Consider the following 6000-nt stretch of genomic DNA (forward strand, 5'->3'; position numbering starts at 1 on the left):
GTTCGGCCACAATCTCGACGCCCCGGTGCAGATGTTGTCAAGAAGAGATGTTTGTCATTGGCCAAGGATGGCAATGACCAAGCGGAGGTGGGCGTATCGGCCGGCCTGTACGCCCACCCAGGTCCCGTCGGTTCAGCCCGAGAGCCGACGGGACCGCTTATCTTCGGAGGCTTTTCCAGCCGCATTCGCGGCGCGCCCACCTACGCCGTGATGCGCGGTCCCGCCTGGGAGTACCGTGCCGCGTATGGATGGCGTGTGGATTCTGGGCGGCTATCAGAGCGACTTCGCTCGCAACCTCACCCGAGAGGGGCGCGACTTCGCCGCCCTGACGGAAGAGGTGGTGGACGGCACGGTCGCGGCAGCCCGAATTGACGCGGCGGACATCGGAGTAGTCCACGTTGGCAACGCCTTCGGTGAGATGTTCGCCACACAAGGGCATCTGGGGGCGATGCCGGCAACAGTGTGTGACGCCTTGTGGGACACGCCGGCGTCGCGGCACGAGGCGGCGTGCGCATCGGGCAGCGTGGCGGTGCTGGCGGCGATGGCCGACCTCCGATCGGGGGCCTACAACAGCGCCCTTGTCATGGGTCTCGAGCTGGAGAAGACGGTGCCCGGTGACACCGCCGCGCAGTATCTGGGTGCCGCAGCCTGGACGGGGCATGAGGGTGCCGACGCCCGGTATCTGTGGCCGTCGATGTTCGCGGAGGTCGCCGACGAGTACGACCGGCGCTACGGACTGGACGACACGCATCTGCGAGCCATTGCCGCGGTCAACTACGCGAACGCGCGCCGCAACCCGAATGCGCAGACACGGGGCTGGACGGTTCCGGACCCGATCACCGACGACGACGAGACCAACCCGATCACCGAGGGGCGGTTGCGGCGGTTGGACTGCAGCCAGATGACCGACGGGGGCGCGGGGGTGGTCCTGGTTAGCGACGCATATCTGCGGGATCACCCCGACGCGCGACCGGTCTGCCACATCGACGGATGGGGTCATCGGACGGTTGGGCTGGGTTTGCGCCAGAAAATCGACCGCGCGGCGGACGATCCATACGTGTTGCCGCACGTGCGCGCGGCGGTGCTGGACGCATTGCGGCGCGCCGAAGTCACCCTGGACGACGTGGACGGCTTCGAAGTACACGACTGCTTCACCCCCAGCGAGTACCTGGCGATCGATCACATCGGGCTGACCGGGCCCGGGGAATCATGGAAGGCCATCGAGAACGGGGAGATCGAGATCGGCGGACGGCTGCCGATCAATCCCAGCGGCGGCCTGATCGGCGGCGGGCATCCGGTCGGGGCGTCCGGGGTGCGGATGTTGCTCGACGCGGCCAAGCAGGTCAGTGGCGCGGCCGGCGACTACCAGGTCGACGGCGCCACGAAATTCGGCACTCTGAACTTCGGCGGTAGTACAGCTACCACGGTCAGTTTCGTTGTCAGCACTACGCGAGGTTCCTGATGAATGTTGAGATCGTCGGCAAGTACCTGTCGACACTGCCCGAGGATGACGACCACCCCTACCGCACCGGCCCGTGGCGACCGCAGACGACCGAATGGGACGCCGATAACCTGACCGCGGTGGAGGGTGAGGTCCCGTCCGACCTGGACGGCATCTACCTGCGCAACACCGAGAACCCCCTGCACCCGGCGTTCAAGACCTATCATCCGTTCGATGGCGACGGCATGTTGCACATCGTGGGCTTTCGTGACGGAAAGGCGTTCTACCGCAACCGTTTTGTCCAGACCGACGGATTCCTGGCCGAAAACGAAGCGGGCGAACCACTGTGGCCGGGACTGGCCGAGCCGGTGCAATTCGCCAAACGCGATAAAGGCTGGGGCGCGCGTGAATTGATGAAGGACGCGTCCAGCACCGACGTCATCGTGCACCGCGGCATCGCCCTCACCAGCTTCTATCAGTGCGGCGACCTCTACCGGGTGGACCCGTATTCCGGAACCACGCTGGGCAAGGAAAGCTGGAACGGACGCTTCCCCGTCGACTGGGGGGTGTCGGCGCATCCCAAGGTGGACAGCAAAACCGGCGAGCTGTTGTTCTTCAACTACAGCAAGCAGGAGCCGTACATGCACTACGGCGTGGTGGACGAGAACAACGATTTGACCCACTATGTCGACATACCGTTGCCCGGCCCCAGACTGCCTCATGACATGGCCTTCACCGAAAATTACGCCATCCTCAACGATTTCCCGCTTTTCTGGGATCCCCGCCTGCTCGAGCACCAGGTGCACCTGCCGCGCTTCTACCCGGAAATGCCGTCGCGCTTCGCGGTGATTCCCCGCCGCGGTTCCAGTGCGGAAATCCGATGGTTCGAGGCGGACCCGACGTTCGTGCTGCACTTCACCAACGCCTTCGAGGACGGCGACGAGATCGTGCTGGACGGCTTCTATGAGGGCTCTCCGCAACCCCTGGAGAGCGGCGCCGGGCCGAGTGGCAAGTGGGAGAAGCTGTTTCGGTTTCTGGCCTTGGATCGAATGCAGGCCAGGTTGCACCGGTGGCGGTTCAACCTGGTCACCGGCGCCGTGAAAGAGGAGTCGCTGTCGGAGTCGATCACCGAATTCGGCATGATCAGCGCCGACTACGCGACTTCTCCGTATCGCTACGTTTATGCCGCTTCAGGTAAACCGGGCTGGTTCCTGTTCGACGGACTGGTCAAGCACGATCTACTCACCGGCCGCGAGGAGCGATACTCGCTGGGCGAGGGTGTTTACGGCAGTGAGACGGCGATGGCGCCCCGGGTGGGCGGCAGCGCTGAGGACGACGGCTACCTGGTGACCTTGACCACCGACATGAACGCCGACGCGTCCTACTGCCTGGTCTTCGATGCGGCCCGGGTCGGTGACGGCCCGGTGTGCAAACTGGCGCTGCCGGAACGTATTTGCAGTGGCACCCACTCGACGTGGGTGCCCGGCGCGGAATTGCGCCGGTGGGATAAGGCTGAGACGGCGGCAGGAGCGGTCGGGCTGTAGTCACATGGGCAAGCGCCGCACTACCCACTGGCCGCTTTCGTTGGCATCGATCGGCTCCATCCGATTCGCCCGGCGTTCTAGTCATTTCGCGGAGACGGTGCGCTTTTACCGCGAACTGGTAGGGCTGCCGCTGCACGAGACATTCGGTGACAGCTACGGCAGCAACGGCGCCATCTTCGGACTTCCCAGCTGGAACCTGACCATGGAGATCGTCGAGTCGGTGGAACCAGTCGCGGTGGACCCGCACGAGCAGTTGTGCCTGTATTTCCCGGACCCGCAGGCCCAGCAGGCGGCGATCGCGCGCCTGGAAGCGGCGTCGTGTCCGCGCGTCGAGCAACATCCGTACTGGGCGGCGATGGGCGCGGTCACCTACCAGGATCCCGACGGCCGCGAGGTCGTGTTCGCCCCGTTCGTCTACGGCGTCAACGAGCCGGAGGTCAGTTCGGCCTCAGGTGCCCACGAGTTTCCGTCGAACTGAGGGGCTCGGAGTTGGTCGGACGCAACCACCCGCCAACCGCAGCTGACAGGGGACTCTTCGTCCACCACGGAGGAGCGCAGCGCCCCTGAGTCGCTAGCCCGACGTTATCCACAGTTCGGGATCTATCCCCAGACGGGATTTACCCAACGGCCGGGGGCGTCGCTGGCGACTATCGTTCGAAAGTATGTTCGATAGGCTCGCGCAGGTGGATGACGCCGGGTTGGTGGAGTTGATGTCCTCGGCCACGCGCGAGGAAGCCGTGGCCGCTGCGCGTCGGTTCGCCGCGATCGCCGAGCTGGTGGCCCGACACGCTGTGGGCGCCACAGATCGGGGGCGCTGGTCCTGTGACAACTGGGACGCGATGGCCGCCCAGGTCGGGGCCGCGCTGAACATCAGCCATTATTTGGCTTCCCAGCACATGTATCAGGCGCTGGCCCTACGCCAGCGCCTGCCCGCGGTGGCGGCGCTGTTGGCTGCGGGCCGGCTGAGCGTACGGCTGGTCACCGCCATCATCTGGCACACCGAGATGATTCAGGATCCCGCTGTGATGCGGGTGGTCGATGCCGCGCTGGCCAACGACGCCGTGGGGTACGGCCAAATGTCACAGCCCAAAACCGCCCGCGCCATCGAAGCCATCATCGCCCGCTGCGACCCCGCTGCGGTCCGGCGCGCCCGCGCCGGGGCCCGCTCCCGCGACGTGGTGATCACCCCCGCCGAGGACGGCTCGGGCACCGCCCAGCTGTGGGGCACACTGCTGAGCACCGACGCCGCAGTGCTGGATCGGCGCCTGACGCAGCTGGCACACCAGGTTTGCCCGAGCGACCCGCGGACGCTGGCGCAGCGCCGCGCCGACGCCCTGGGCATGTTGGCTGCCGGCGGCGACCGGCTGGCCTGCCACTGTCCGGACCCCGATTGCCCGGCCCGGGTGCCCGATGCTCGCGCGGGCGCGGTGGTCATCCACGTGATCGCGGAGCCCGCCACTGTCAGCGCTCCGGCCGATCCGCACCTCGATGGTGACCAGCCGCGGCGAGTAGACCCCGCCGACCCGCTGCGCGACATGGCCGACCCCGAACCGCCCGGCAGCTGCCTGCCGGCCGCCCACCTCCTCGGCGGACAACCGGTACCCGCAGCCCATCTCAGCGCGCTGATCGCGGCCGGCGCCCGCATCGCCCCCCTCGACCACTGCGCCTCCAGCGCCGACGGTTACCGGCCCACTACCGCACTGGCCCGCTTCATCCGCGCCCGCGACCTGACGTGTCGCTTTCCCGGATGTGACTGCCCCGCCGATCTGTGCGACATCGATCACGCGATCGCCTACCCCTATGGCCCCACTCACCGCGCCAACCTGCGCTGCCTGTGCCGAAAACACCACCTCCTCAAAACCTTCTGGGGCGGACCCCGCGGCTGGCGCGACCGTCAACTGCCCGACGGCACCATCATCTGGACCGCACCCACCGGCCACACCTACATCACCCGCCCCGGTAGCCGGTTACTCTTTCCCGCCCTGAGCCGCCCCGGCACACCCTGCCCACCAGCACCACACCACCCCTGGACGGCCTCCGCGCAATGATGATGCCAACCCGCCGACGCACCCGCGCCCAGGACCGCGCGGCCCGCATCAACGCCGAACGCACCCACAACACCACTCGCCTCCCGACGACTCCCCAACGCTTCTAGCGACGCCCGCCGAAAGCGGCGGCAGCAACCGCCCAGAGCGCACATAACATCGCGCAGGCGGCGGCGACTGCCCCGACGTAGAGCCCGTACTCCGCGGATACCGGAGCATTGACGTTGCGCTGGTAGTACAGCACCATCAGCGCACCGATCAGCAAGGAAATGACAAGCGCCGCAATCGAAGCCGCCCGCACCGACAGTCCACGACCTACCATCGCGCCGGCTACCAGGAGCGTCGATGACAGCAGGACGATCAGCTGGCCGGCGCCGAAGCCCCGTGGCAATTCCAGGCTGCCGTGCGTGCCCCCGATCGCGTTCGCCCAGCCCCCGCCGTTGACCTCGGTGCCCAACCACGGCATCCAGGCGCTGCCCAGCAAGGCAGTCGCGAACAGGGCCACCAACCAACCGGGCCGAAGAAGGCGGATCACGGTTGCGAGGTTAGCCGACGCGGCGCCGACCCGGGCTGCGCGAATCTCCCGCTCTGCAAGGCTTAGCCCGAATCAACGCACTGACAGCATCGAGCGACATGATCGGAGGCAGGCGGCGTCGTCTCAGCCGTTCAGCGAACTCAGGTTGAAGACAACCCCCGTCGGATCGGTGGCCGAGGCGAGCCGCCCATACGGGGTGTCCTCGGCGTCGCGCAGCACCGCACCGCCATTGTCGGTGATCACCTGCAGCGTCTTGTCGACGTCTTCGGCGCCGAAGAAGATGCTCCATTGCGACGGCACCTGTTCGGGCAAGAACCCCGCGCCATCCATCACGCCGAGCAATTGCTGGTCGCCGAACCAGGCTGTGGTGTAACGGAATTCGTCGGTGTCTCCGACCTGCTCGGTGCGCCAACCGAATACGTCACGGTAGAAGTC

Annotated in this window: 6 protein-coding genes; 4 read left to right on the top strand and 2 right to left on the bottom strand. The window is 66.7% G+C overall.

The genetic code is table 11. The features are described 5' to 3' along the window. Nucleotides 1–244: 244 nt before the first annotated feature. The 4 genes from ACX9NE_RS25150 (at nt 245) to ACX9NE_RS25165 (ending at nt 5033) form a co-directional block, all read left to right on the top strand. On the top strand, nt 245–1462 hold the full coding sequence (locus ACX9NE_RS25150; RefSeq protein ID WP_459364278.1) for an acetyl-CoA acetyltransferase: 1218 nt from the start codon (nt 245–247) through the stop codon (nt 1460–1462). Then, entirely contained in the window at nt 1462–2985 is a 1524-nt protein-coding gene (locus ACX9NE_RS25155) for a carotenoid oxygenase family protein (RefSeq protein WP_459364277.1), read from the top strand. Before ACX9NE_RS25150 ends, ACX9NE_RS25155 begins: the two co-directional genes overlap by 1 nt. A gap of 4 nt (nt 2986–2989) precedes the next feature. Then, nucleotides 2990–3463, top strand: coding sequence for a VOC family protein (locus ACX9NE_RS25160; RefSeq protein ID WP_459364276.1), 474 nt, complete (start codon nt 2990–2992; stop codon nt 3461–3463). A 184-nt stretch (nt 3464–3647) separates the two neighbouring features. Continuing rightward, a complete protein-coding gene (locus ACX9NE_RS25165; protein ID WP_459364275.1) occupies nt 3648–5033 on the top strand; it encodes an HNH endonuclease signature motif containing protein in 1386 nt (461 codons plus the stop codon). A 103-nt stretch (nt 5034–5136) separates the two neighbouring features. Here the strand turns inward: ACX9NE_RS25165 and ACX9NE_RS25170 are convergent, their stop codons facing one another. Both ACX9NE_RS25170 and ACX9NE_RS25175 read right to left on the bottom strand, forming a co-directional pair. Then, nucleotides 5137–5565: a hypothetical protein gene (locus ACX9NE_RS25170; protein ID WP_459364274.1), complete on the bottom strand. Its 429-nt coding sequence runs from the start codon at nt 5563–5565 to the stop codon at nt 5137–5139. Nucleotides 5566–5688: 123 nt separating this feature from the next. Next, nucleotides 5689–6000, bottom strand: a 312-nt coding sequence (locus ACX9NE_RS25175; protein ID WP_459364273.1) for a VOC family protein, incomplete at its 5' end; no start/stop codon positions are given.

The sequence above is a fragment of the Mycobacterium sp. ML4 genome (genome assembly GCF_054515735.1).

What these genes read in the sequence shown, in the direction of transcription:
- ACX9NE_RS25160 (WP_459364276.1), top strand. Translation starts at nt 2,990, where the DNA reads ATGGGCAAGCGCCGCACTACCCACTGGCCGCTTTCGTTGGCATCGATC.
- ACX9NE_RS25165 (WP_459364275.1), top strand. Translation starts at nt 3,648, where the DNA reads ATGTTCGATAGGCTCGCGCAGGTGGATGACGCCGGGTTGGTGGAGTTG.
- ACX9NE_RS25155 (WP_459364277.1), top strand. Translation starts at nt 1,462, where the DNA reads ATGAATGTTGAGATCGTCGGCAAGTACCTGTCGACACTGCCCGAGGAT.
- ACX9NE_RS25150 (WP_459364278.1), top strand. Translation starts at nt 245, where the DNA reads ATGGATGGCGTGTGGATTCTGGGCGGCTATCAGAGCGACTTCGCTCGC.